The organism is Mesorhizobium sp. B2-8-5 (genome assembly GCF_006440675.2).
In the GTDB taxonomy this organism is placed as follows: Bacteria; Pseudomonadota; Alphaproteobacteria; order Rhizobiales; family Rhizobiaceae; genus Mesorhizobium.
In genome coordinates, this window is the sequence record NZ_CP083951.1 from 2,865,081 (window position 1) to 2,889,095 (window position 24,015).

The 24,015-nt window shown below is 62.8% G+C and carries 23 protein-coding genes; 14 read left to right on the plus strand and 9 right to left on the minus strand.

The window, feature by feature from the left end; translation table 11 throughout:
* Positions 1 to 2: 2 nt before the first annotated feature.
* Positions 3 to 860, minus strand: coding sequence for an IclR family transcriptional regulator (locus tag FJ430_RS13995; RefSeq protein ID WP_140707835.1), 858 nt, complete (start codon positions 858 to 860; stop codon positions 3 to 5).
* Between the two features lie 208 nt (positions 861 to 1,068).
* Here FJ430_RS13995 and FJ430_RS14000 point away from each other — a divergent pair, with 208 nt between their 5' ends.
* The 8 genes from FJ430_RS14000 (at position 1,069) to FJ430_RS14035 (ending at position 9,790) form a co-directional block, all read left to right on the plus strand.
* Positions 1,069 to 2,082: an ABC transporter permease gene (locus FJ430_RS14000; protein ID WP_140707833.1), complete on the plus strand. Its 1,014-nt coding sequence runs from the start codon at positions 1,069 to 1,071 to the stop codon at positions 2,080 to 2,082.
* 76 nt (positions 2,083 to 2,158) lie between these two features.
* Positions 2,159 to 2,941 (plus strand): ABC transporter permease, encoded by a 783-nt coding sequence (locus FJ430_RS14005; RefSeq protein ID WP_413467872.1) that lies wholly within the window; start codon positions 2,159 to 2,161, stop codon positions 2,939 to 2,941.
* The gene (locus tag FJ430_RS14010) at positions 2,938 to 3,990 is read left to right on the plus strand and encodes an ABC transporter ATP-binding protein (RefSeq protein ID WP_140707829.1); all 1,053 of its coding nucleotides are present in this window, start codon (positions 2,938 to 2,940) and stop codon (positions 3,988 to 3,990) included. Before FJ430_RS14005 ends, FJ430_RS14010 begins: the two co-directional genes overlap by 4 nt.
* A complete protein-coding gene (locus FJ430_RS14015) occupies positions 3,983 to 5,017 on the plus strand; it encodes an ABC transporter ATP-binding protein (protein ID WP_140707827.1) in 1,035 nt (344 codons plus the stop codon). Before FJ430_RS14010 ends, FJ430_RS14015 begins: the two co-directional genes overlap by 8 nt.
* A gap of 38 nt (positions 5,018 to 5,055) precedes the next feature.
* Complete coding sequence (locus FJ430_RS14020; RefSeq protein ID WP_140707825.1) at positions 5,056 to 6,309, plus strand: CaiB/BaiF CoA transferase family protein; 1,254 nt, start codon at positions 5,056 to 5,058, stop codon at positions 6,307 to 6,309.
* Positions 6,310 to 6,555: 246 nt separating this feature from the next.
* A complete protein-coding gene (locus tag FJ430_RS14025) occupies positions 6,556 to 7,863 on the plus strand; it encodes an LLM class flavin-dependent oxidoreductase (RefSeq protein ID WP_140707823.1) in 1,308 nt (435 codons plus the stop codon).
* A gap of 129 nt (positions 7,864 to 7,992) precedes the next feature.
* Positions 7,993 to 8,811, plus strand: coding sequence for a transketolase (locus tag FJ430_RS14030; protein ID WP_413467873.1), 819 nt, complete (start codon positions 7,993 to 7,995; stop codon positions 8,809 to 8,811).
* Between the two features lies 1 nt (position 8,812).
* Positions 8,813 to 9,790: a transketolase family protein gene (locus FJ430_RS14035; RefSeq protein WP_140707819.1), complete on the plus strand. Its 978-nt coding sequence runs from the start codon at positions 8,813 to 8,815 to the stop codon at positions 9,788 to 9,790.
* 103 nt (positions 9,791 to 9,893) lie between these two features.
* On the opposite strand, the gene FJ430_RS14040 is transcribed toward FJ430_RS14035, so the two are convergent.
* From FJ430_RS14040 to FJ430_RS14050, 3 genes are all read right to left on the minus strand, one after another.
* The gene (locus FJ430_RS14040) at positions 9,894 to 10,550 is read right to left on the minus strand and encodes a DsbA family protein (RefSeq protein ID WP_140707817.1); all 657 of its coding nucleotides are present in this window, start codon (positions 10,548 to 10,550) and stop codon (positions 9,894 to 9,896) included.
* Between the two features lie 81 nt (positions 10,551 to 10,631).
* Entirely contained in the window at positions 10,632 to 10,970 is a 339-nt protein-coding gene (locus FJ430_RS14045; protein WP_140707815.1) for a hypothetical protein, read from the minus strand.
* A gap of 161 nt (positions 10,971 to 11,131) precedes the next feature.
* Positions 11,132 to 11,644, minus strand: a complete 513-nt coding sequence (locus FJ430_RS14050; RefSeq protein ID WP_140707813.1) for a flavin reductase family protein — start codon at positions 11,642 to 11,644, stop codon at positions 11,132 to 11,134.
* 180 nt (positions 11,645 to 11,824) lie between these two features.
* On the opposite strand from FJ430_RS14050, the gene FJ430_RS14055 reads away from it, so the two are divergent.
* A complete protein-coding gene (locus FJ430_RS14055; RefSeq protein ID WP_140707811.1) occupies positions 11,825 to 12,895 on the plus strand; it encodes a LysR substrate-binding domain-containing protein in 1,071 nt (356 codons plus the stop codon).
* A gap of 162 nt (positions 12,896 to 13,057) precedes the next feature.
* The gene (locus FJ430_RS14060) at positions 13,058 to 13,729 is read left to right on the plus strand and encodes a TetR/AcrR family transcriptional regulator (protein WP_140707809.1); all 672 of its coding nucleotides are present in this window, start codon (positions 13,058 to 13,060) and stop codon (positions 13,727 to 13,729) included.
* A gap of 110 nt (positions 13,730 to 13,839) precedes the next feature.
* On the opposite strand, the gene FJ430_RS14065 is transcribed toward FJ430_RS14060, so the two are convergent.
* Positions 13,840 to 15,156 (minus strand): LLM class flavin-dependent oxidoreductase, encoded by a 1,317-nt coding sequence (locus FJ430_RS14065; protein WP_140707807.1) that lies wholly within the window; start codon positions 15,154 to 15,156, stop codon positions 13,840 to 13,842.
* A 176-nt stretch (positions 15,157 to 15,332) separates the two neighbouring features.
* Between FJ430_RS14065 and FJ430_RS14070 the strand changes: the two genes are divergently transcribed.
* From FJ430_RS14070 to FJ430_RS14080, 3 genes are all read left to right on the plus strand, one after another.
* Positions 15,333 to 16,229 (plus strand): shikimate dehydrogenase family protein, encoded by an 897-nt coding sequence (locus FJ430_RS14070; RefSeq protein ID WP_140707805.1) that lies wholly within the window; start codon positions 15,333 to 15,335, stop codon positions 16,227 to 16,229.
* 62 nt (positions 16,230 to 16,291) lie between these two features.
* A complete protein-coding gene (gene otnK / locus FJ430_RS14075; RefSeq protein ID WP_140707803.1) occupies positions 16,292 to 17,629 on the plus strand; it encodes a 3-oxo-tetronate kinase in 1,338 nt (445 codons plus the stop codon).
* Positions 17,626 to 18,279 (plus strand): class II aldolase/adducin family protein, encoded by a 654-nt coding sequence (locus tag FJ430_RS14080; protein ID WP_181175495.1) that lies wholly within the window; start codon positions 17,626 to 17,628, stop codon positions 18,277 to 18,279. The genes otnK and FJ430_RS14080 overlap by 4 nt, the downstream gene beginning before the upstream one ends.
* Positions 18,280 to 18,330: 51 nt before the next feature.
* Here the strand turns inward: FJ430_RS14080 and FJ430_RS14085 are convergent, their stop codons facing one another.
* From FJ430_RS14085 to FJ430_RS14100, 4 genes are all read right to left on the minus strand, one after another.
* The gene (locus FJ430_RS14085; protein WP_140707801.1) at positions 18,331 to 19,449 is read right to left on the minus strand and encodes an ABC transporter ATP-binding protein; all 1,119 of its coding nucleotides are present in this window, start codon (positions 19,447 to 19,449) and stop codon (positions 18,331 to 18,333) included.
* Positions 19,450 to 19,459: 10 nt separating this feature from the next.
* Positions 19,460 to 20,266 (minus strand): ABC transporter permease, encoded by an 807-nt coding sequence (locus FJ430_RS14090; RefSeq protein ID WP_140707799.1) that lies wholly within the window; start codon positions 20,264 to 20,266, stop codon positions 19,460 to 19,462.
* Positions 20,263 to 21,102: an ABC transporter permease gene (locus tag FJ430_RS14095; protein WP_140707797.1), complete on the minus strand. Its 840-nt coding sequence runs from the start codon at positions 21,100 to 21,102 to the stop codon at positions 20,263 to 20,265. The genes FJ430_RS14090 and FJ430_RS14095 overlap by 4 nt, the downstream gene beginning before the upstream one ends.
* A gap of 187 nt (positions 21,103 to 21,289) precedes the next feature.
* Positions 21,290 to 22,348: an ABC transporter substrate-binding protein gene (locus FJ430_RS14100; RefSeq protein WP_181175494.1), complete on the minus strand. Its 1,059-nt coding sequence runs from the start codon at positions 22,346 to 22,348 to the stop codon at positions 21,290 to 21,292.
* A gap of 293 nt (positions 22,349 to 22,641) precedes the next feature.
* On the opposite strand from FJ430_RS14100, the gene FJ430_RS14105 reads away from it, so the two are divergent.
* Positions 22,642 to 23,925, plus strand: coding sequence for an aminotransferase class III-fold pyridoxal phosphate-dependent enzyme (locus FJ430_RS14105; RefSeq protein ID WP_140707934.1), 1,284 nt, complete (start codon positions 22,642 to 22,644; stop codon positions 23,923 to 23,925).
* The last annotated feature ends 90 nt before the right edge of the window (positions 23,926 to 24,015 follow it).

Here is a 24,015-nt window from a genome sequence, read left to right on the forward strand (position 1 = left end):
CATTATCCTTCGTTGCCGGCCAGCGTCGCCGCGGTTGGTTGGCCCATCGCCGGCGGCACGGCGCCGATCAGCCGGCTCTGAAGTTCCGCGAGCAGCGATTTGAGCTTGGGGACATAAACCGAGAGGCAGGCCTCGACGGGCGCGAGGTCCTTGATGCCGCCGCACGTGATGGCGACCAGTTGGGAACCGTCGGTTGGTCTGAAAGGCACGCCCACGGCATTTATGTAGCTGTACCAGTCTCCGAACGATGACACGAAACCATGCTTGGCGTAGCTTTCAAGCCCGCTGTCGACGGCACGCTGGATCTTGTCCTTCGTGTTGGGGTTTGTCTCGAGCAATTGGCGGACAACCCGGTCGCGCAGCGTCTCCTCCATGGCGGCCAGATAGGCCAGCCCCATCGAGGTCTGCCATATCGGCAGCCGCGAGCCGACGTTCAGCCTGAGCGTCACGGGCGTTTCCGGCCTGCAGTTGGCGACATAGACCATCTCCAGCCCGTCCCGCATGCCCATGGCCACCGCGACGCCGGTTTCGAAGGCGAGCGCCTGCATGAGCGGCTTGGCCATGTAGATCACCGCGCTGCTGCTGAGGCCCGAGTAGCCGAGCGATACGGTGGAGGGCCCGATGCTGTATCGGCCGAGCAAAGGGTCGTAGACCAGGTAGCCAAGCCCGACCAAAGTGTAGGTCAGGCGCGATATGGTGGCCTTCGGCAGGCTTGTCCGCTCGATCAGTTCCTGGTTGCCGAGCGTGACGTCCGCGGGCGTGAAGGCGCGCAATATCTGCAGTCCGCGCACAAGGGCCGAGGCGTGTTGACCCAGTTCTTCATCCGAGGGCGCGACGATCGGCTTGTTGCGTTTTCTCATGCTGCCTCCCAACAGCGCGAAAGGACTCTGCCGGCCCATGGGACCATCAGGGCCCCACTGTGTCAGCCGCGCCAGGCGCGTCCAACAAGCTGCGCACGAAATTTGGAACTTAATTTCATTTCTATTGACTGGTGTTTTCAGCCTTGTCAATATCGCGTCACATTCACTCGATGGGGTAGGTGCGGACCGCGATGCCAAGAGACGGCCGATGCTGAACTATATCCTACGACGCAGCATCGCGATGCCTTTCATTCTGCTGGGCATCGTCACGATGGCGTTCCTGTTGACGGCCATAACCAAGGGCGATCCTCTCACCGCCGTCGTCAGCGAACAGCAGATGAACAATCCGGAGATCGTCGCTGCCGCGCGGCAACGCTGGGGGCTCGATCGTCCCTTGCCGGAGCGGTACCTGATCTATGTCGGCAATCTGCTGAAAGGCGACATGGGAACGTCCTTCGTCACGCGCCGCCCGGTGTCGGCCGATCTCGTGGCACGGCTGCCGGCGACGTTCGAACTCGTCATTGCCGCGATGATCATCGGCAGCGTCATAGGGATCGTGTTCGGCCTCCTCGCAGCCTACTACCGCGACACTGCGATCGATCAGGGCGCCCGCATATTCTCGCTGTTCGGCTCCTCCGTCCCGATCTTCTGGCTCGGCCTGGCGCTGCTTTTCCTGCTGTCGGTCAAATATCAGATACTGCCTGGCCCGGGCCGCATAGATCCCAGGCTTTCGCCGCCGCCTGTCGTGACCGGTTTCATGACCATCGATACCCTGCTCGCCGGGAATTTTGCCGCCTTCAAGGATGCGCTCGCCCATCTTGTGCTGCCGTCGGTGGTTCTCGGCTGGACGGTGGCGGGGACGATCTCGCGCCTCGTGCGCGCCAACATGCTGGAGGTGATGGAGCGCGAGTTCATCCTCACCGCACGGGCCAAGGGAGCCGGCGAGATGCGCGTGGTGCTGCGCCATGCCTTCCGCAACATCCTGGTGCCGGTGCTGACGGTGATCAGCTACTCGTTTGCCTATCTCATCACGGGCGCGGTGCTCACGGAGGCGGTCTTTGCCTGGCCGGGAATGGGCAGCTACGCCGTGACAGCGGCACGTTCGCTTGATTTCCCGGCGATCATCGGCGTCACCATAGTCGGCGGCGTGATGTTCCTCATCACCAACCTGCTCACGGATATCGCCTATGTCCTGGCCAATCCGCGCGTGCGCCTGAACTGAGGGAAAGCCAGTGTCTTCGGTTCAAGCCTCATCATCGGCGCGTCTTCGCCTTCCCGAATGGGCTTCGCCCGCTTTTCTGGTCGGCGGTGTCGTCGTTTTCTTCTGGTTCGTGGCTACCCTGTTTCCGACATGGCTCGCGCCCTACGATCCGCTCAAGCTCGCGGGCCGGCGGTTGCAGGCGCCGAATGCGAGCTATCTGCTCGGAACAGACGCCCTTGGCCGCGACGTGCTTTCGCGCACGATCCATGGCGCGCAGCATTCGCTGCCGATAGCGCTTCTGGTCGTGGTCAGCGCCGTGGTGATCGGGTCGGCCGCAGGCGCGATTTCCGGTTACCGGGGCGGCATTATCGGCGCCGCCATCATGCGGCTCGTCGACATCACCCTTTCCTTCCCTCCGATCCTGCTGGCTATGGCCGTCGCGGCCTCGCTCGGACCGGGGCTGGGCAACGCGGCGATCGCGATGGTGGTCGTCTGGTGGCCGGTCTATGCCCGCCTGATGCGCGCCCAGGTGCTCGAGGTGCGCGAGCGCGAGCACGTCGAGGCCGCGGTCGCGGCCGGGGCGGGCCATTTCCGCATCCTCACCAAGCATATCCTGCCGCTTTGCTGGACGCCCATTCTCGTCAGCGCGACAATGGACCTCGGCCAGGTGATCCTTCTCGCGGCGTCGCTCTCCTTCATCGGCCTCGGCGCCACGCCTCCCACACCCGAATGGGGAGCGATGATCTCGGACGGAGCGACGTTCTTCTACAGCTGGTGGATCGCATTCGGGCCGGGCATGGCCATCCTGACGGTGGTGCTGGGCTTCAACTTCATAGGTGACGGCCTGCGCGACTATTTCGACCCGAGGTCGTCCAAATGAGCGCGGCCGAGATCAACCAAGATGCCGCCGGCCAACCATTGCTGCGCATCCGCGACCTCAAGGTCGGCTTCGCGTCGCGGGACCGCGTCCTGCCCGCGGTGCGCGGCCTCAGCATCGAACTGTTCAAGGGAGAGGTCCTGGGCATCGTCGGGGAATCCGGGTCGGGCAAATCGCTCGGCATGCTCGCCTCGCTCGGTCTGCAGGCGCGCAACGCGATCGTCAGCGGCTCCGTCGTCTTCAAGGGGCTGGAACTCGTGGGGCGTCCGCCCCGGGATATGCGCGCGCTGCGCGGGGCCCAGATCAGCATGATCTTCCAGGACCCGCTTTCGTCGCTCAATCCGGTGATGACCGTGGGCGGCCAGATCCGCGAGGCGCTTCTTCTCCACAACAGGGGCATGAGCAAGACGAAGGCGACCGAGCGCGTGCTCGAGCTTTTGCAGCTTGTCGCCATCCCGCAGCCGGACCGGCGGATCAATCAGTATCCGCACGAGTTCTCCGGCGGCATGCGCCAGCGTGTCATGATTGCCATGGCGGTTGCCAACAATCCCGAATTGCTGGTTGCCGACGAGCCGACGACGGCGCTCGACGTCACCGTCCAGGCCCAGATCATGCGCATGCTGCGCGAGCTCAAGGAAAAGCTCGGGCTCGCGCTGATCCTCATCACGCATGACCTCGGCGTCGTCGCCGGGCACGCGGACCGGGTCGCGGTCATCTATGCCGGACTGGTGGTCGAGGAAGCCGAGGTGCGAGAACTCTTCGCCAATCCCCGTCATCCCTACACGCGCGGCTTGATCGATTCGATCCCGAAGCTGACGGCCTCGAAGGAAAAGCTCTACTCGATCCCCGGCGCGCCGCCCATGCTTGGCGCGCTGCCTGAAGGCTGCGCCTTCCATCCGCGTTGCAGCTTTGCCCAGGATATCTGTCGCAAGACTGCACCTCCTGTCATCGAGCTTGGCCGGCACCGAGCGGCTTGTCACTTCGCAGAGAGCCTGCCGTCTTGGAGCGATGCCGGTCGCACGGCGCCGGCGGAAGAGCGCGCAAATGTCTGAAACGTCAAGCAGCATCCAGGCCGCGTCGGACGCGGGCTTTGCCCTGTCGGTGCGCAATCTGTCCAAGACATTCCCGATTATGGGCGGCACCGTGGTCCGTCGGGAAGTCGCGCAACTGAAGGCTGTCACCGACATCTCTTTCGACCTGAAATCCGGCGAGACACTGGGTCTGGTCGGCGAATCCGGCTGCGGCAAGTCCACGCTTGGCCGATGCCTGCTGCGCCTGATCGAGCCGACGTCCGGCAGCGTGAGCGTCAACGGCGTCGACGTCATCTCGCTCGGCCCGCAACAGATGCGCAGGATGCGCCGCCATCTGCAACTGGTTTTCCAGGATCCGTACGGCTCGCTGCATCCGCGCATGCGCATCGAGGACAGCATCGCGGAGCCGCTGCGCATATCGACGATGAACCGCGCGCAAAGGCGCGAGCGCGTGCTGGAGATGCTCGACCTGGTCAGCCTCAGCGCCGCGCATGGTCGGCGTTATCCGCACCAATTGTCGGGCGGCCAGCGTCAGCGTGTCGTGATCGCCCGCGCGCTCGCGTTGAAGCCGGAAGTGCTCATCCTGGACGAGCCGGTCTCGGCGCTCGACGTGTCGGTCCAGGCGGGCGTGCTCAACCTTCTCCAGGAGATACAGGAGAAGATGCGCACGGCCTATGTCTTCATCGCCCATGACCTGTCGGTGGTGCGCCACATCTCCCACAAGGTCGCGGTGATGTATCTCGGCCGCTTCGTCGAAGTGGCGCCGGCGGAGAAGCTCTACGGCAGGCCGCTTCATCCCTATTCTCAAGCCCTGATGTCGGCGGTGCCGGTCGCCGATCCGGATATCGAGCGCAGCCGCAAGCAGATACTGCTGAGGGGCGACGTGCCCAGTCCGATCAACCCGCCATCGGGTTGCCCCTTCCGGACTCGCTGTTTCAAGGCACAGGATAAATGCGCCGAGGTGCCGCCGCCGCTCGTCGAGATCGAGCCCGGGCATCACGCGGCGTGTCATTTCCCGGGTCCGGCGGATATCGGGCTCGCCGCCTGAGCGGTGGAAATTCCAGCAGAGCAAGAAAGCGAGAACCCATGTCGGAATCCATTAGGCCCGCGGGTGAAGCCGCATCCCGTTTGCCGCTGGCAGGCATCAAGGTGCTGGACCTTTCCCGTGTGCTGGCCGGCCCCTGGGCGACGATGACGCTGGCGGATCTCGGCGCCGAGGTCTGGAAGATCGAGAACATCGACGGTGGGGACGACACGCGTGCCTGGTCGGTGCCGAGCTACAAGGGCGTCAGCACTTATTACCTGTGCGCCAATCGCGGCAAGTCCAGCATCGCGGTCGACATCAAGCATCCCAAGGGTCATGAGATCGTCCATCGCCTGGCAGCGAAAGCCGACGTGGTCATAGAGAATTTCCGGGCCGGCACGGTTCAGCGACTGAAGATCGACTATGAGACGCTGAAGGTTTTCAACCCTGGCATCATCTACTGTTCGATTTCCGGCTATGGGCAGACCGGTCCCGAATGGGACCGACCCGGCTACGATTTCGTCGTCCAGGCCGAGAGCGGCCTGATGTCGATCACCGGCCCCGTCAACGGCGAGCCCCAGCGCATCGGCGTTGCGATGACCGACATCATCGCAGGCATGGTTTCGGTGCAATCGGTGTTGGCGGCGCTTTATCAGCGTCGGGAGACCGGCCAGGGGCAGTATATCGACATATCGCTGCTGGAATGCGCTTTGAACACTTTGATCAATGTCGGCAGCGGCTACCTCAACGCCGGCGTCATTCCGCGCCGCTACGGCAATGCGCATCCGACGGTGGTGCCCTACCAGATATGCGAATGCTCGGACGGCAACTTCGCGCTGGCCGTGGGCAACGACAAGCAATTCACCGCCCTGTGCGAGAAGGTCGTCGGCCTGCCCGAGCTCGCCCGGGATCCGCTCTACAAGACGGCCGCGGCCCGTGCGCTGAACCGCGAAAGCCTGCTTGCCCAGTTGAGCCAGTCGTTTCGCGCGAACACGCGTCACCATTGGATGGAAGCCTGCCTGCGGCACGGCGTTCCCGCAGGCGAGGTCAAGTCCGTGCCGGAGGCCTTCGAAAGCCCGACGGTGAAAGCCCGTGATGTCGTGCAGACCTTGCACAACCAGCATATCGGACCGGTCTCGCTGATCAGGCCGGCTCAGGGTCTCGTCGCGCAGCGAGACGCAGATTACAAAGCGCCGCCCATGCTTGGCGAGGATACGACCGCAGTGCTGTCGGAGGCGCTCGGCTATGCTCCCGAGGAAGTCGAAAGCCTCATCAGACAGGGCGTCGTGCGCCAGTATTCACCTGCCGCCGCCTGACGGCGCAATGCGAGCGCCATCCCGGCGTCTAGCATAACGAAAGGTTATCCTGCCCAAAGGTTTTTGCCAGTGTACGGCATAGCGGGGGAGTGCAAGAAGCAGACGTAAATCGGTGGTCTTGTCGCGGTTCGACGAAAACATGCGCAAGGCGACGACGCGCCCTGACGCATAAGAGTTTCTTTCGCAGCGCGGGGCTCGCCGGGCACTTCCTTCGAGCCCGCGATGGGCGGATTTTGGGTGAGTTCAATGGGACGTCAGCTGCATTTCGTAGGCTATTGCACGATCGGGCCGTCCTGGCACAACAACGGCAGCTGGCGTCACGATGAAAGTGACGGGACGGATTTCCTGAATCCGGTTCGCTACGAGAACATCGCCCGCATCCTGGAAGACGGGAAGTTCGACGGGCTGTTCTTCGTCGACGTCCAGACGCTCTACGACACCTATGGCGGCGTCACCGATCCTTGCATCAAACATGGCGGGCATATGTGCATGCTCGACCCGATGCAGATGCTGACGGCGATGGCGCGGGTGACCAATCACATCGGCCTGTCGGCGACGATGTCGACCTCGCTCTACCATCCGTTCCACATTGCCCGCGCCTTTGCATCGCTCGACCACATCAGCGGCGGCAGGGCCGCCTGGAACATCGTGACGTCGGCGACCGATCGCGAAGCGCAGAACTACGGCATGGATCGGCTGCTGGATAAGGCGCAGCGCTACGATCATGCCGACGAGGTGGTCGAGGCCTGCACGGCGCTCTGGAACAGCTGGGGGCCCGATGCGCTGGTGCTTGACCGCCAGGCCGGCATTTTCGGCGACCCCTCGAAGGTCCACTACGCCAACTACGCCGGCAAATATGTGAAGACGCGCGGCCCGCTGATGACGCCGCATTCGCCGCAGGGCAGCCCCGTGCTGATGCAGGCGGGATCTTCGGACCGCGGGCGTCAGTTTGCGGCGCGCTGGGCCGAGATCGTCTTCACGCTGCAGAACAACAAGGCCGACATGCAGGCCTTCTACCGGGACATCAAGGATCGCGTCGCCAATGCCGGACGCGACCCTTCGCACTGCGCTATCCTGCCGGCGACGGACATCGTCATCGGCGAAACGGAATCGATCGCGCGCGAGCGCGCCGACTATATCGACTCGCTCGCCAATGCCGAGCTTGGCCTCTCTGAGATGTCGAACCACATCGGCATCGACCTTTCCGGCTTCCCGATGGACCAGCCGCTGAGCGAGATGGAGATCACGCAGGGCGCGCGCGGTGTCTTCGACATCATCATGAGCGGCGGCAAGGGCAAGACGCTGCGCGATGCCGGCCACCAATACGCGACCACGCAGATGTCGCCGCAGCTGGTTGGAACGCCGATGATGATTGCCGATCACATCCACGAGCTGTTCGAGTCCGAAGCCTGCGACGGCTTTGTCATCTGCCCGTCCATCACCCCGGGATCGTTCTACCAGTTCGTCAAGTCGGTGGTGCCCGAACTGCAGCGCCGTGGCATTTACCGCCGGGATTATTCCGGCAGGACGTTCCGGGAAAATCTGCGTTCCTGACGCAGTCGCGCCGCGGCTTAAGAGGCCGTGCCGCGGAACCATGAACTTTGATCGAGGGATGATATGAGCGGTTCTTCTGGAGGCACGGCGCGCGGCAACAGCTTCGAGCCAACGCCGGACGTGGTGGCGATGCTGAAGGAGCGCGCCCGCTTCGTGCGGCTGGAGACGATCCGTCTGATCGAGATCGCCAAGACCGGTCACTACACGTCGGTGTTCTCGGCCGCGGAAATATTCGCCGCGCTTTATTACGATGTCATGCGATTGCGTCGTGGCGACCCGAAATGGGCCGGCCGCGATCGCTTCACCATCGGCAAGGGGCATGCCGCGGTGGGCCTGTTTCCGATCTATGCCGATCTCGGCTTCTTCCCGAAGGAGTGGCTCGATCAATACACGCGCCTCGGCAGCCCGCTTGGCGATCACCCCGACATGAGGAAAGTGCCCGGGGTCGATTTTTCGTCGGGCTCGATCGGCCATGCGCTGTCGAACGCGCTGGGCATGGTGCTGGCGCAGCGCTGGACCGGCGAGAAGGACTACCGGGTCTTCTGCATGATGGGCGATGGCGAGATGCAGGAAGGACAGGTGTGGGAGGCCGCCATCAACGCCGCCCAGCATCGGGCCGGCAATCTCATCGCCATCGTCGACCGCAACGGCTACCAGTTGGACGGCCGCGTCGACGACTTGATGAACATCGAGCCGCTCGGCGAGAAATGGCGCGCCTTCGGCTGGGAAGTCCATGAGGTCGACGGCCATGACGTGGCGAAGGTGACGGAGCTGCTGCGCCGGGTTCGGGCCGACGACGAGCGTACCAGGCCCTGCATGATCATCGCCAGGACCAGCAAGGGCAGGGGCGTTTCCTACATGGAGATCGAGCCGGGCTGGCACCTGGGCTATCTCGACCCGTCCGATGCCGAAAAGGCCATCGCCGAGATCAACGCGCTGGATGCTTGAAATGAACGGTCCGCTCTCTCCCAATTCCTGGCAATATCGCGGCCTCAACGCCGTCAATCCGGGCCTTGACCACCTCTCCAACGGACTGATCGACCTGGTGAAGGCAGGCCATAACGTCATGGCCGGATCGGCTGACCTTCAATACTCGAACGGCCTGAACCGCTTCGCGGCCGCGTATCCCGACCGCTACGTCTCCTTCGGCATATCGGAGCAGAACATGGTCAGCACCGCCGCGGGCATCGCGACCTGCGGCGTGGTGCCCTTCGTGGCGACCTTTGCTTCCTTCCTGGCCTTGCTTGCCTGCGAGCAGATCAGGATGGACGTTGCCTATTCCGCGCAGCCGGTCCGGCTCGTCGGCCATCACACCGGTATCTCGCTCGGCTTCTACGGCACGTCGCACCATGCCACGGAAGACATCGCCATCATGCGCTCGATCGCCGACATCGCTGTGGTGTCGCCGGCGGACGGTCCGCAGTTGGAAGCGGCGATCCGCGCCTCCGCCGATTACGACAAGCCGATCTACTTTCGCATCGGCCGGGGCCGCGATCCCGTCGTCTATCAAGGCACCCCGACATTCACGTTCGGCAAGGCGCATGAGCATTTCAAGGGCGAGGAACTGACCATCATCGCCTGTGGGATGGCCGTGCACGGCGCGCTCGAGGCCGCCAAGGCAATGAATGCAGGCGGACGCTCCGTCGGCGTGATCGACATGGCGTGCATCAAGCCTCTCGACCGGGAGGCCATTCTCGATGCGGCATCCCGCTCGAAGAAGATCATGACGGTCGAGGAGCACAATGTCATGGGCGGACTTGGCAGCGCGGTCGCCGAAGTGCTCGCCGACGAGGGAATGGGCGTGAAGCTCAAGCGTCACGGCATCTATGACGAATACAGCCTGATTGCGCCGCCCACCCATCTCTACGCTCATTACAAGCTCGATGCCGCGGGCATTCGCAGCGTCGCCGAAGCGTTCATTGCCTAAGCCATGTGGGCTGGGTTGAGATTTCGCATCCGATCCGTTCGGCCATGAGCACGACGGAGGCCGTCGCGCCAACTGGCCGGCGGCCTCCTGCGAATAGGGCGTGCTACTTGCCGCCCGACGCCTTCTTTCTACGGCGCGCTTCCGCCACTGCTTCCCGCAACTGGGCGTGGCTGAGGCCGCCGAAGACGATGAAGGACTCCACCAGCCAGGACGGTGTGCCTTGCAGGCCGATCGTATCGGCCTGCAGGGCGTTTCGGGCAAGCAGCTTGTCGATGTCGGCCTTATGCGCCGACGCGTCCCTGTTCAGTCTCGACATGTCGATGCCGGCCCTGGTCAACACAGTCGTGACTTCCTTATTCTGCTGGAAGCGTTTGGGCGACGACATCAGCGCGTCGTGCGCGGCCTCGTACTTTCCCTGCCATTTGGCCGCGATCGCCATGCGGGCCGCGTATTCGGAAACCGGACCGAACACCGGCCAGTCCTTGTAGACGACACGCACCTTGCGGTCGCTCGCAAGCAGCTTCTTCAGTTCCGGGTGGCTCTTGCGGCAGTAGGGGCAGTTATAGTCCATGAACTCCGCGATCGTGATGTCGGGACTGCTGGCGCCGACGAACGGCATGTCGGGATCGTTGAGGACCTGTTCAGGTGTCAGACCTTCCTGGGCGCGAGCCGGCAGGAAACGCAGGAGCGTCGCGGCTGCCGCCAGGGTGGAGGCGCCGAGCAGGAGACGCCGGCGGCCGATGGGAGTTTCGTTCAGCATGAAATGACCTTTGAGACGGCATCGCCACTCTTCATGGGATGAAAGAAGCGTGCCGGCGGGATCCGCCGACGCGCACCGGATTCAGGCGATGGAGGAAGGCTGGGGCGGTCTCGGTTCCGCCTCGCGGAAGACGGACTTCGTCGCGGGCGGACTCATCACGGGAATGCAATGCCTGGAGGTTTGCGCCTCGCCGCCGGTCGCGTCTTCCGGCAGGCCGATCTGAAGAAAGCAGGACACAGCCGACGTCCGCACTGTGCGGTAGCAGGGCCTGAAGGCCGAACGCTCCATGGTGGCGGCCGATGAAGCGACGACGACGGCGGGCCGCGACAGCGACGAGGCCAACGCCCAGGACGGCCACATGCCGGCGGCGATCGCCACCAGCAGGAAGCCCAATGCAGTCACGGATGCATAAAGTCGCATGGCATCATCCTAGCCCAAGCCTCCCGAAGGTGGGAACGGGTTTCGGGAGACATGCTTTGGACCAGGAAAGGCCTCGGTCGTCCGGCCAGGTTGAGAGCTGGATGCGAACCGTACTTCGCGCCACGAACCAAGGGGAGACGTTGTCTAGGAGAGCATGTCGCTCAGCCGGGCTGCACCGTGTGGAACGATCGCTTGAAATGGATCAGCGGCTCGCCGCCGAAATGCTCCATATCGCGGACATCGCCGATCATGATCTCATGGTCGCCGCTCGAAATGATGCTGTTCACGTCGCAGCTGATGCAGGAAACCGCGCCGTCGATCTTCGGCAAGCCCAGATCGGAAAGCCGATGGCCGACGGAAGCGAATTTGTCGGCGGCCTTGCTGGCGAACAGCATGCAGATGTCGCGCTGATCGCTGTTGAGGAAATTGATGCAGAAGCGCCGCTTCTGTTTCAGCACCGGCAGCGTGTTGGAAGTCTTGTCGACGGAGATCAGGAACTGCATCGGTTCCAGCGAGAGCGCGATGACGGCACTCATGGTCAAGCCGTGCAAGGTCCCGTCGCCGGCCGCCGTCGTGATGACCGCCACGCCGGATGGCCAATGGCTGGACACGGTCTTGAACAGATCGCGGCCGATCGGCACAGTGGCAGGCGGGATGACGACGGGAGCATTCATGTTCGGTGCGTCCTATTATCGCGCTTTTGGTATTGCGAGCATGCCGAAGGGCGGTGACTGAGTAAACGCGCAAAATTCTTGGTATCCCATAACAATTCCTTTTGTCAGCGCTCACCGGAAGAAAGCCCGCGTCGAGAGCTAAGCCGCTGAAATAATTGCAGTGAGCCGCCGATACAGGTTTTGGCGAGGCTGCCAGCCAGGTCTCGAAAATGTACGCATCAAACGGGTAGCCGGCTCAAGCGCCGACTTGCGGATGGCATCCGATTGGCATTAAAATTCGTTATGTCATTGCTGCGCAAAAGCATTCCCTCTCTCGTCTCGCTGATCTCCTTCGAGGCGGCCGCGCGGCTGATGAGCTTCACCAAGGCCGCGGACGAATTGAACATCACGCAGGCGGCCATCAGCCGGCAGATTCGTGAGCTGGAAAACTTTCTCCAGATTCCTCTTTTCGAAAGAGGGCACCGGTCGATCGAGCTCACGCCCGCGGGCGCCATGCTCAATGCATCGCTGCCGGTGCATCTGACGGCGATAGCGTCTCTCGCGGACCGCGTAAGGGAACTGCGCGATCCGCAGGCGATCGTCGTCGGCACGACCCATGCTTTCGGCGCCTACTGGCTGGCGCCGCGGCTTGCCGAATTCAGCAGTCTCCATCCCGATGTGGATCTGCGGCTGGCGGTGAATGACGAACTCGTCGACATTTCGAAACAGCGGATCGACATGACGGTCCGTTTCGGCGGAGGCTCATGGTCGTCCATGTCCGCCAGCTTCCTGGTCGGCTGCGAGGTGACACCCGTCTGCCATCCGTCCTATTGGGACAAGCGCAATCGTCCGACCCGCCCGGCCGATCTTTTGGGCGAGAAACTGCTCGACATAGAGGGACGGTCCGTGCAGGGCGGCGGATGGAGCGACTGGTTTCATGCCCATGGCATCGACGCCACGAAAGGCAAGCATCAGATCACGGTCAACAACTTCTCGGTCCTCATGCAGGCGGCGCTGAGCGGCCAGGGCATCGCCCTGGGAGGCAGCCCTCTGATCGACGATCTCTTTGCGAGCGGGGTTCTGGTGCCGGCGCTCGACATCGCCCCCTACAGGGTGCGGGGTTCCGACTATTACGTCGTCGAGCCGGCTGGACAGCTGCGCAAACAGAGTTGCGAAATGTTTTGCACCTGGCTTTACGACAGGATGCGCCGGGATGCGACGATGACGAACAACGAGCATCTTCTGGCGGAAATTCATCCGCCGGCTCTATGAAATCCAATCTATCGAGACGTCTTCACTCATCGAAAACTGCTGCTTCGGCTGCCGCGCGACGAATGGCGAAGACTGGCTTGATTGCTTGAAATCTTTGGTGTCTTGACCTTCAGGCGCGTTTCTTCTTGTGTCGGACTCAAGGCTCCGCAATTCGAGGTGACGATGAGCAACGATGTCGAGGAAAAGGCGGATCGGCAGCCGAAGCGCATTGTCGCTCGGCGCCCTCAGCGCAAACCCGGCCAGTTGCGCTTCCGCAAGCTGCTCGATGCCTTGGACGAGTTGCTTGCAACCAGCAACGTCCAGGATATCGGCCTCTATCAGATCGCCGCCAAGGCGAAGGTACCGAACGCGTCAGTCTATCATTTCTTTCCGAGCACCGAGGCCGCGCTGCTTGCCCTGGCCGAAGTGCATCACAACGCGTTGCTGGAGCTCTCGAAGCTGCCGCTCGAGGTGCGGCCGGCGCGTTGGCAGGACCTGTTCCGGCTGAAGGTGACCAGCGCGGCTCACTACCACAACAACCATCCGGCCGCGTTGCGATTGTTCCTGGGCGCCAACATCAGCCTGGAAGTCAAAACCGCCGACATATCGCAGTTGCACCGCCTCGTTGACGGCAGGTCGCAGCTTCTGTCCTACTATTTTCACATGCCCTCGGTCCCGGATTGGGAACGCCGGCTTGCCACGTACTTTTCGATGATCGACGGGGTCTTTTCGCTGTCATACAGCGAGCATGGCTATATTCGCGACGACTATATCGCGGAAGCGCATCTCGCGGGCGTTGCCTATCTGCGCTGCTATCTTCCGGAAATTCTCATGCCGCGGGAACAGAGCGAATAGCGATTGGGCCGCGAGCAATTTCGGCGGCTTGCCGTCCTGAGCGCACAAAACTTTGGCGGCCCGGCAATCTTGATCGCCGAGCGGCCTGATAAACTGCCGGATCGCCGCGATCAGTTCTGCAGGTTTTCGCGGAAGGTCGCGTACTGGTACTCCTTGCGGAACACCCCGCGACGCTGCAGTTCCGGAACCACCGTCTTGACGAACTGGACATAGGTTCCCGGGCTGACCGACGGGCAGATCATGAAGCCGTCGCAGCATTCCGCTTCGAAGAAATCCTGCAGGTGGTCGGCAATCTGTTTCGGCGTGCCGATGAGCTGCGGGGTCATCTGGCTGGTCGCCCAGGCCTTGCCGGCCTGGCCGAGCGTCAGCCCATCCTTCTTGGTTCCCTGCAGCATCACGTCGAGTATGCCGCGGCAACCTTGCGTCAGCTCCAGGTCCTCCAGCGGCTTGTCGAGGGGCTCCTTCGACATGTCGACGCCGAGGGCGTTGGAGATTTCGGCGACGCCGAGCGTGGGGCTCGCATATTCATTGATGGCCGCGGCGCGTTCCCTGGCGATCGATTCCGTGTCGCCGAGCACGATGTCGACGGCAGGCACGATGGCGCACTCGTTCGGCTTGCGCCCGCTGGCGACGACCCGATCCTTGATATCGCGGTAGAAGGCCTGCATGTGCTCCTTGGAGTTCTGCAGCGTGAAGATGACCTCGGCCCAGCGGCCGGCGAACTCGCGGCCGCGAGGCGAGGAGCCCGCCTGCATGATGACCGGCTTGACCTGCGGCGAGCTCGGCACCGTCAGCGGGCCGCTGGTGCGCACATACTGGCCCTCATAATTGGCGTAGTGAACCTTGTCGGCGTCGGCAAAGATGTTGTTCTCGCGATCGCCGACGAGCGCTCCCGGCTCCCAGCTCTGCCAGAGCTTGTCGCAGGCTTCCAGCACTTCGTCGGCCATGTCGTAGCGCTTGTTCTTGTCCATCAGTGCATCCATGCCGAAATTCTTGGCCTCGCGCTCCATCGCCGAGGTGACCACGTTCCAGCCGGACCGGCCCTTGCTGATATGGTCGAGCGAGGCGAAGGCGCGCGCGATGTGGAAGGGGTGGTAGAACGTCGTCGACATGGTCGAGGCAAGCCCGATGCGCGAGGTGACGCGGGCCATGGCGGCAAGAAGCTGCATCGGGTCCATCATGCATTGCTGACCGCCTTCCTTCAGGTTGGTGCGGTAGCCGCCGGCGTAGGAATCGAACAGCATCAGGAAGTCGACGAAGAACAGCCCGTCGAATTTGCCGTGCTCCAGGACACGGGCGATCTCCTCGTAACGGGCAGGATCGAGCATATCCAGGCCGTCGCTTTCCGGGTGCCGCCAGCTGCCGTAGTGATGCCAGGTCGGCCCCGCCAGCACATAGCCTATCAGGTGCATTTGCCGCTTCGACATGGGTGGGAATCCTCCGCGTGGCCGGGACAGTCATGGTATGAGAGAGTGCTAGAACTACAGAGAAACTTATTCATTATCAACAGGCATTCTGGGCGAAACGACGGTGCCGGCGATCGCGGTGGGCGACTGCCGAAGTCTCACCAAAACTGCTTGAATTTCATGAAAAATGGGCGCAAATGCTGCCGATATGGATCTCATTCCGGATTGGCAGCCATAAAGTCATTAGTCGATATTTATCATACTATTTGAACCGAGGACCGCGGGAGGGACTTATGGATGCGCGCCGCATAACCGGCCATACGAAAATCATGCTGCTGATGGCGGATCCGGTCTCGCATGTGGTCGGCACGGAAGCCATCACCGCCTTCATGCGCGCCGCCGGCCATGACTTCGTTTGCGTACCTGTTCATGTGGGCGCGCGGGATCTGGCCACCGCCATCCAGGCGCTGCGCGGATTTCAAAACTGCGTCGGATCAGGCGTCACCATCCCGCACAAGATCTCCGTTCTGCCGCTGCTCGACGAACTCACGCCTCGCGCCCGGACGATCGGCAGCGTCAACTACATCCGGCGCGATGCGGATGGAAAGCTGACCGGAGACAATGTCGACGGCAGCGGTTTCGTGCGCGGCGCCACGGAGGCCGGCATTCAGCCTGCAGGACTTCGTGTGCTTCTGCTCGGCGCCGGCGGTGCCGGGCGCAGCCTGGCTTTTGCGTTGGCCGAGGCGGGCGTGGCGGAACTGGTCGTTTCAAACCGCGACCATGCCAGGGCCGTTGGGCTCGTCGATGCGGTTTCCGCCGCCTATCCGGGGGCGTCGGTTCGAACAGGTGAGGCCGACGCCACCGGCTTCGACATGGTCGTCAACGCGACTTCGCTGGGGATGATCGGCAAGGAGGATGGAGATCCCGTGGATTTCGCGACGCTATCCGCGGATATGATCGTTGCCGACATCGTCATGAAGCCGGAAAAGACCAGGCTCCTGCAGGCGGCCGAAGCCAAGGGTTGCCGCTTGCTGGTCGGTCGCCAGATGATGGACGGTCAATTGGCCCTGGCTCGGGCATTTCTGGGTCTTTGACATATGGCGTATACGACCGCCCACGGCTTCAAGCCTGGACGGGACTTCAAGGGAATGAATCAATGACAGAACGAAAGCGTCCGCTGCTGTTCGGCGCGATCGCCGATGACTTGACCGGCGGGTCCGAACTGGCGGCCATGCTGGTGGCGCGGGGCGTGCCGACGAGTTTCGCGACCAGCATCGAGGCGGACATCCCTTCCGCCTCGCTCGCGCATGTGATCGCGCTGAAAACGCGCGTGATACCGGCGCAGTATGCGGTCGATCTCGTTCTGCGGGCAGCGCGGCGGCTACAGTCCGCTGGCTGTGATCAGATTTTTTTCAAATACTGCGCGACCTTCGATTCCACGCCGGCCGGAAACATCGGTCCGTGCGCCGAGGCGCTGGCGGATCTGCTCGACGCGAAAATGGTCCTGTTTTGTCCGGCTCTCTGCGAGACCCAGCGAACGGTGTTTCAGGGCTATATGTTCGGCGGCTCGCAGATCCTGGCGGAGTCTCCCAAGCGGTTCGACCCGCTGACGCCGATGACGGATTCGAACATCGTCCGCGTCCTTGCGGCGCAAAGCCGGAGCCGGGTCGGGCTCGTTGCGCACCCGGTTGTCGATCGCGGCGCGGAGGCCATCGTCAAGCATTGCGAGAATTTGATCGGGGAGGGCGTTCGCTTTGCCGTCGCCGACACGATCTATGAGCGCGATCTGGCTTCGATCGCGGAGGCCGCGGCGCCCATGCCTTTGCTGACCGGGAATGCGTCGGTGGCGGCGCATCTCCCGACGTCATGGCGGCGCGGCGGCAAGCTTGCCAGCCCCGAGGCTGCCGCGTTGCCGGGCGTCGAAGGGCCTGCCGTCGTGCTTGCCGGCAGCGTGGCGCCGCGCACCGCCGAGCAGCTTGCGCATTTCGGCCGGCAGAATGAAGTCGTCACGATCGATCTCGGCCGCGTCATGGAAGGCGAAGATCTGCTTGCTTCGGCTTTGGCGTCGGCCGATCGAGCGATCGGCGCGGGGCAGGCGATTGCCATCGCCACGATGGCGCCGCAGGAGGAAGTCGAACGGCTGCAGGGCAAATATGGACGCGATGTGGTGGCGCGCGCGGCGGAGGATTTCCTCACCGGTCTCGCGCAACGCCTGATCTTTGAACGCGGCGTCCGTCGGCTCGTCATCGCCGGCGGCGAAACTGCTGGCGCCATCGTCCCCAAACTGCCCATCACCCGCTTCATCGTCGGGCCATATCAGGGCCTGGGCACCGGACGCATGGTGGCCGAAATGCCGTTTCCCGTCGCGCTGATGCTGAAGTCCGGCAAGCTCGGCGGGCTGGACGTCTTTTCGGCGGTGCTCGACGAAATGCGCCGGCCCGTAAGGATCGCACCCTATCTCGAACAATGGCCGCCACAGGCGAAAATCCAATGACCGATCAATCAGCAGCCATGCGTCAATCTCTGGTCGATGCCGTGCGCGCCATCGCGTCGAAAGGCTTGAACAGCGGAACCTCTGGGAACGTCAGCCTGCGCTTCGGGGTCGGCGGCATGCTGATAACGCCGACGGGCATCCCGCCCGAAAAGCTCGACCAGGCCGCGATGGTCGAGATGACGCTCGACGGCGACTGGAACGGCGAGATCCGTCCGTCGAGCGAATGGAACATGCATGCGGCGATCTACAAGGCGTGCCCTCAGGCCCAGGCCGTCGTGCATGCCCATCCGGATCACTGCGTGGCGCTGTCCTGCCTGCGGCAGGGCCTTCCGCCATTCCACTACATGATCGCGTCGTTCGGCGGCGACGATGTTCCATGTTCCGACTACGCGCCGTTCGGCACGGCAGAATTGGCGGAGGTGGTGGTACGGGCGCTGCCGGAACGAAACACCTGCCTGATCGCCAATCACGGCATGATCGCCTACGGGCCGGATCTCGCTACGGCGGTCGCGCGCACCGAAAAGCTGGAGACGCTGGCCAGGCAGTACATGCTTGCCTCGATGCTCGGGCGCCCGGTCATGCTGACGGACGACGAGCTGAGCGTGGTCAAGAACCGGTACAAGACCTACGGCCAGCAGAAACCGGAGTAAAAGCGCAACTGGCCGGAGCCAATTTGCCGTTTAGCCGACGAACGCTTGCGGCTACTCCGCGAGGATGGTCATGTCATCGGCCGACCAGCCGATGTCGACGGCACTTCCGGTTTGGAAGACCTCGGTATTGCCCTGCGGCAGCACGCGCACTTTGAGCGTGGAGCCGGTGCCGTTCAGCTCGATCCGGTAGCGGATGCTGCCCGGCGTGTAGAGGCTCTCGCGCACGATGCCGGTGTAAGTGTTGTCCAGGCCTTGCGCTTTCGGGCCGACGGTAACGCGTTCGGGCCGGATGCAGGCGAAACGGCCGGGACCTGCGTCCTCGTCCGTGCGGATAATTGCCCGGGTGCCATCCTCCAGGACGATCTGGCAAGGCTGACCGGCCTGCTTCCCGGACACCGATTTGACGGGGAAGATCGAAGCTTCGCCGAGGAACTCGGCGACGAAGCGGCTGTTCGGCTGTTCATAGAGCGCGCGCGGGCTGCCGATCTGCGTCATGGCGCCGTCGCGCATGATGGCGATGCGGTCGGCCAGGAATGCCGCTTCCTGCTGGTCATGGGTGACATAGATGACGGTCGCGCCCAATTCCTGCTGGAAGCGTTTGATCTCTTCCTGCATCTCGTCGCGAAGGTTCTTGTCCAGCGCGCCGAGCGGCTCATCCATGAGCAGGATCGACGGATGATAGATCGATGCCCGGGCCAGCGCGATGCGCTGTTGCTGCCCGCCCGAGAGTTCCGACGGCTTGCGCGACGCGAATGCCTCAAGCCGCACCATGGCAAGGCTCTCGCGCACGCGCCTTGCGATCTCGTCCTTCGTCACACCGCGGATCTTCAGCGGATAGGCGACATTCTGGGCGACCGACAGATGCGGAAACAGCGCATAGTTCTGGAACACCATGCCGATGTTGCGCCGGTAGATCGGTTCGGGAACGATGTCGCGCCCGTCGACCACGATCTGCCCTTCGGTCGGGTCGATATAGCCCGCGATCATGCCGAGCAGTGTCGACTTGCCGGAGCCGCTCGGTCCGATGATGGCGAAGAAGTCGCCGGAATCGATCTCGACGGACGTGGGGACGACGGCCTCGAAATTGTTGTAGTGCTTGCAAAGATTTCGAATGGAGACTGCGGCGCCCCCTGCGGCACGGTTCTGACCTGTCGCGGATCGACTTGGCATCTGCAGCATCCTAGTTGTCCTTGCCGAGACGGGGCAACAAAGTTGCCGCGAGAATGAGTAGGCTTGTTACGGCGAGAATGACGCTGGCCGCGGCAGCGATTTCGGGAGTGACCTGGAAGTTGAGCTGTTCCCAAAGAAGCAAAGGCAATGTCCGCGTCGATGGGCTGCTCAGGAAGAGCGCCAGCACCAGTTCGTCGAGCGATGCCGCGAATGCGAAGATGAAACCCGCGATCACGGCCGGCCTGATCATCGGGAAGGTGATCAGCCGGAACGTCTGGAAGGAATTGGCGCCGAGCGTCATCGAGGCGATCTCGATCCGGTTCGAATAGGATGCAAGCGCGCCGCAGACAGTGATGAACGGAAAGGGCAGGCCGATGACGGCATGCGCCAGGATCACAGCCCATAGCGTGCCTTGAAGTCCTAGCCACACGCTGATCGGGAAAAGCCCGATCGCCAGAACGATCTGCGGCAATATCGCGGGCGCGACGGAAAGCGCGCTGACGATGGTGGAGCCAGGCACGCTCGCGCGAACGACCGCCAATGCCGTCGAAATCCCGGCGATCGTCGCCAGTGCCGCGGCCGCCGCTCCGATCATCATGCTGTTCAGGATGGCGGAGCGGTAATCGTCGTTGCCGATGAACTGCTGGTACCAGCGCAGCGAAAAGTCCGTCGGCGGAAACGACAGGTACGACTTGCTCTGGAAGGATACGGCGACGACGACCAGGATGGGCACCAGGAAACCAATGAGCATGGCCCCGACGAGGCCGTTCAGGAGACGGCTCCAAGCGGCCCAAAGCTTCTTCTCGGAGACGTTCATGCGAACACTCCCGCCTGTGCCTTGCCCTTGCGGCGGGAAGCCAGTTGGCTGAACCGCAGCAGCGCGAAGATGATGATGGTGAGGAGAAGCACAATGATCGCCAGCGCCGAGGCGAGCGGCCAATCCAGCAGCCTGTTGGCCTGTTCGCTGATCAGCATCGAAACCACCGTCAGGTCTCCGCCCAGAAGCGACGGCGTGACAAAGAAACCCAGCGAGGTGACGAAGACGATCGTGCAGCCCACCGCCACGTTGGGCATGGAAAGCGGCAGGGTGACGGCGAGGAACTGGCGCCATGGATTGGCTCCGAGCACCGCCGCCGCGCGCGGAAGGTTGGGGTCTATGGCGCGCAGGCCATTGAGGATGGGCACGACGATGAACGGCACCATGATGTAGGTCATGGCGATCATCACCCCCAGGCCGTTGTCGATGAAGCGGATCGGATCCTCGATAAGGCCGATGCCGACCAGGATGGAGTTGACCGGGCCCTTGCGGCCGAGAAGGATCATCCAGGCAAAGGAGCGGATCACCGTACTCGCCCAGAAGGGCAGGAAGATCAGGAATATGCCGATGGTGGCCCATCGGCCCCTGAGCCGCGCCAGCACATAGGCTATCGGGTAGGCGATCAGCAGCGAAAAGATCGTCACCATCGCCGCGACATAGAAGGTGTTGTAGAGGACAGTCCTGATGCCCTGGTCGGTCACGACCTTCGCGTATTCCGCCCCGATCCCTTGCTGGCCGCTGAAACTCTCCGTCCCGATCACCGCCATCGGCGCGAGGAAGAAGGGCGTCAGCAGCAAGGCGACGGGAAGGTAGAGCAGGAAGCTGCGGTGCTTCATGACGTCAACATATCCTCACATGCGGATCCGGGCGTGTTGGACGGCGCAACCACTTCAACAGATTGTCAGGCTCTCGCACAAGCGGCGCTGGCGGCGTCGAATTGGCGAGCAGTGTCGAATTGGCACGAAAGACGGGACTGCGCGGGTAACGAGTCGCCCGCGCAGTCCCGTCCCGGGAGGGTCCCGCTTATTTCGTCACGACCCAGGTGTTGAAGCGGTCGTAGATCTTGGTGCCGTTCTCGAGCCAGTAATCGCCATCAATCGCGACCGAAAGCTTACGGTTTTCCGGCGAGCTCGGCATGCGCGCGCGCTCCTCCGGCGACAGGATGTCGAACGCCTTGTCGTTCGTCGGTCCATAGGGGATCAGCTTGGAGAAGGCGGCTTGGACTTCCGGGTCCATGCAATGCGCGATGAACTTCATCGCGGTGTCGCGGTTGCGGCCACCCTTCGGCAGGCTCCAGATGCCGGGCGTGTGCAGCGAGTAGTCGAACGTATAATCGATCGGGCCGCCCTGCTGCTTGACCGGGTCGACACGGCCGTTCCAGCACATGCCGAAATCGGCGTCGCCATTGGCGAGAAGCTGGGCGCTCTGCGCGCCGGACGTCCACCAGGTGATGGACGAACGGATGCCGTCGAGCATGGCGAAGGCGCGGTCGATATCCAGCGGATAGAGCTTGTCCAGAGTCTGGCCGGCGCCCAGCGCCGCCACTTCCATGGTCTGCGCGGCGTTCTTCCAGAGTGTCCTGCGACCCTTGATCTTCGGATCGAAGAATTCCTGCCAGTTCTTCGGGCGGCCGTCCTTGGAATCGGTGTTCCAGCTAAGGACGCAGCCGGCGATGTAGCACGACGTCCAGTATTTGCTGGCGGCGCCAGCGATGAGCCCTTCCTTCGGAACGACGCTGTAGTCGATCTCGTCGAGGAGGCCGGCAACGGCCAGCGGCGCGGCTTCCGAGGAATCCGTATCCGTGACGTCGATGTCGACTGCGCCGGCCTCGACCATCGCCTTCAGGCGGGCGCCTTCCATGTAAGGGGCGCTGATGATCTTGATGCCGTTTTTCTTCTCGAAGGTGTTGAAACATGCGGCCTTGAACGCATCGCCCAGCGCGCCGCCGCCATTGGCGACGGAGAGCGACGTCGGCGCCGCCCGGCCGATCGCCGGCATTGCAAGAAATGATGCCGCGGCGGCCGTACCGGCGCCCAGCTTCAGCACGCTGCGTCTGCTCAGACCATTCTTGGTAGTGTTCATGGATTCCCCTTTGGATTTTTGATTTCCGGTTTCGGTGACGCCGCGTCTTTTGCCGACCGGCCGAGCTCGGAGCCCCCAGGCAAGGCTGGCTTCTCCGACGATCGATCCTGCCATCAGCTTTTCTCCTCGGACGCTCGGCGCAGCGAGCCGGTCTGCGGTGGCGGCGAATGCGTCCGCATTGCCCGGCTCCCGGGTTTTGTAGCGGAAAAGCAGCCGGCAATCCATCGGATTCATCATTGATAGTAGATATTTTTCTTGCTATAGGCTGCATCGCAAATAGGGAAATCACATCAATGACTTGGTCTAACCGTCGGAATTCAGAGCTGCTGGAACGCGCCCGCCGCGTCATACCGGGTGGTATGTATGGCCATGAATCTACAGCGCTTTTGCCCTCCGACTTCCCGCAGTTCTTCAGCCGCGCCAGCGGCGCGAGGCTGTGGGATGTCGATGGCAATGAATATATCGACTATCTGAGCGCTTATGGGCCTAATCTATTTGGCTATGGAAATGCCGACGTCGAGGCCGCCGCGCGCCGGCAGGCCGAACTCGGCGACACTATGACCGGACCGTCGCACCTGATGGTCGAACTGGCCGAAGCGATGGTCTCGATGGTCTCCCACGCCGATTGGGCGATGTTCTGCAAGAACGGCAGCGACGCCACGTCCATGGCGATGACGATCGCGCGCGCCTATTCCAAACGCCGCAAGATCTTGGTGGCGACCGGCGCGTATCACGGCTCCCAGCCCTGGTGCACGCCGAACCGCACCGGCATCGTCGATGACGAGCGGCGCCAGATCATCGCCTACGAGTACAACAACATCGAAAGCCTCGAGGCCGCGGTGCGGTCGGCCGACGGCGACGTCGCCGGCATTTTCGCCACGCCGTTCAAGCACGAGGTCTTTGCCGATCAGTTGATCCCCTCCGAAGCGTTCGCCAAGGCCGCGCGCAAGATTTGCGATGCCGTCGACGCGCCGCTCATCGTCGACGACGTCCGCGCCGGTTTCAGGCTGGCGCGGGACTGCTCGTGGTCAATCCTGGGAGTGGAACCCGACATCAGCTGCTGGGGCAAGGCCATTGCCAACGGCCATCCGATCTCGGCGATGATGGGGTCGCAGCGTTTCTACGCCGCCGCTCGTTCCATCTTCGCCACCGGCTCCTTCTGGTTCTCCGCCGTCCCGATGGCGGCCGGCGTCGAGACGCTGCGGCTGATCCGCGAAACCAAGTATCTGGAACATACCGTGGAGTTGGGCGACAAGTTGCGTGCGGGCCTCGATGAGCAGGCCGCCGCCTTTGGCTTCTCGTTGCGCCAGACCGGTCCGTCGCAGATGCCGCAGATCCTGTTCCATGACGATCCGGACATGCGCCTCGGCTATGCCTGGGTGACGAACGCCCTCAAGCATGGCGTCTATTTCCATCCGTATCACAACATGTTCCTGAACGCGGCCATGACGGCGGCCGACATCGAGCAGACGTTGAAGGCGAGCGAGCAGGCCTTCGCGGATCTCAAGGCCGAGCGCACGCGAATTCCTGCAAACGAGAATCCGCTCGTCCTGGCAAGGCTCAAAGTCGCTCGCTGAAGACGGACCTTGCGGCGGTCCGCCGGATACGGAGCGCCGTATCTTCGGGAGAATATCACCGAATCGTCAGGCACCCTGGTCGCATGAGAC